This is a genomic window from Streptomyces sp. NPDC054840 (assembly GCF_053611065.1).
This window is the reverse complement of the sequence record NZ_JBSGZP010001004.1, coordinates 1-1,923: the sequence shown is the minus strand read 5'-3', so window position 1 is coordinate 1,923 and position 1,923 is coordinate 1. Positions and strand designations below refer to the sequence as shown.

1 protein-coding gene and 1 pseudogene are annotated in these 1,923 nt (G+C 76.0%); one reads left to right on the top strand and one right to left on the bottom strand.

Annotated elements, in window-relative coordinates; genetic code table 11:
* Positions 1-98 precede the first annotated feature (98 nt).
* The gene (locus ACWGIU_RS36880; RefSeq protein WP_453712435.1) at positions 99-1,298 is read right to left on the bottom strand and encodes an MFS transporter; all 1,200 of its coding nucleotides are present in this window, start codon (positions 1,296-1,298) and stop codon (positions 99-101) included.
* 270 nt (positions 1,299-1,568) lie between these two features.
* Here ACWGIU_RS36880 and ACWGIU_RS36875 point away from each other — a divergent pair.
* Positions 1,569-1,923 (top strand): annotated as a pseudogene (locus tag ACWGIU_RS36875) (hypothetical protein); the annotation flags it as partial.

Below are 1,923 nucleotides of genomic sequence, written 5' to 3'. Positions count from 1 at the left end.
GGCGTACAGCGGGAAGCGGGGGCCGACCGCCTCGGCGGTCACCGCCACCCGTTCCATGACAGCCGCGAGGGCCGGTCCGAGCTCGGCGCCGCCCGCGCTCATGCCGCGCCCGCCCGCCGGTCCCGTACGGCCCACAGGAACACGACGGCCGCCGCCGCGGCGAACTCCGCCGCGACCAGCAGCCAGCCCGGCCCGTACCGTCCGCTCTGCGCGAGCGGGCCGAAGAGGGGCGGGCCCACCGCGAAGCCCCCGAAGAACCCGGCCGCGACCAGCGCCGAGTCCTGTCCGGCGCGGCCGGGGGCGGCCCGCTGCATGACCAGCACCATCGAGACGGCGTTCCCGGAGACGGCGAAGACGCCGACGGCGATCGCCCCGGCCCACACCAGCGGGCCGGCCAGCACGGCGGCCGCCAGCAGGACCGCCGCGCCCAGCGCCCCGCAGGCCAGCCACCCCGGCAGCCACTCGGCCCGCCCGGGCCGGGCCGCCTTCGACCAACCGACCCGGCCCGCGATCCCCGCCACGCCGAGCACGGCGACCAGGGCGGCCGCCGTCGTCGGTCCCATGCCGAGGCGCTGCGCGCCGAAGAGGGCGAGGTAGGTGTTGACCGAAGCGATTCCGGCGCCGAGGAACAGGGAGAAGACCGCCAGCCAGGCCACCATCCCCCGCGGTACGAGAGCCGTACGGGGCCCGGCGGACGGCGGGGCGTGGTCGGCGGGCAGGACCCGCAGGGCCCACAGCCCGGCGAGCAGGGCGGCGCCGGCGCCGGTCCACACGGCGCCCCGCCAGCCGACGCCGCCCGCGAGCAGCGCGAGCGGCGCTCCGGCCGCGAAGGCCCCGAGCTGGACCCCGGACTGCTTGAGCCCGGTCACCGCGCCCCGCCGGGCGGGCGGAACGGCGCGCAGCACGGCCTTGTTGGTGGCCGGGTTGGCGAGCGCCTGGGGTACGCCGCCCAGTGCGACGGCACCGAGCAGCAGACCTGCACCGGGCGCGGCGCCGATCAGGGCGAGGGCCGCGGCGGATACCAGCAGCAGGACCACCAGGGCGCGTCGCGGTCCGATCCGGTCCACGATCCGGCCGCCCGCCGGGGACAGGACGGCGGCGGTCCCGAAGCCGATCGTGGTCGTCAGCCCCAGCACGGCCGGAGAAACGCCGAGTTCGGTGACCAGGCGGGGGCCCAGCGCCCCGAGGAGGAACAGCTGCAGCATCGAGAACGCCATGGCGCAGGTGAGCAGCGCGGTCAACTGCCGGCCGGCCCTCCCGTCCTGCTGCGCGGGCGATGCGGTCGCCGTCCCCACCATCCCCTCCGCCGTCCCCTCCGCCGTCACGAAGTCTCCCTTCCCCGGACGTTGAACTCTTCGACCGAACGGGTAGGCAGTCGGAAGGAGCGGCGGGCAGGTTCCCTCGCTCCGTTGTGCCCTGCGCCACACGAGGCGGGCGACCCGGCCCTGACAGGCCGGGAGGCGGGAACTTGTCCGGAAGTGCGCACCCTGATGTGCGGCTCGGGAGGCCGGTGCGAGGATGAGCCCTCCATGAACCCGGTCCGCTGTTTGCGAGCGCTACGGGCTGCGATGTTCGCAGCCCTCTGTGTGCTGCTCGCCGCGACCGGACACCTGCTCATGTCCGGTGCGGCAGTGCCCTGGTGGGCCTTGTGCGTCGCCTTTCCGGGCACGGCGGTGACGGCCTGGGCCCTCGCGGGACGTGAACGCGGGCTGCTCGCCGTGACGACGGCGGCCGTCGCCGTCCAAACGGTGCTCCACGCCGGTTTCTCCCTGTCCCAGTCCCTCGCCGGGCCGGCCGCGGCGACCGGATCCGGGCGGATGTCATCGATGTCATCGATGTCATCGATGTCGCAGCCGCCCGGCGTCGGGGTACCGGAAGCCGCCGGGCACGCGCACCACGCCATGCACGGGGCGACGGACGCCG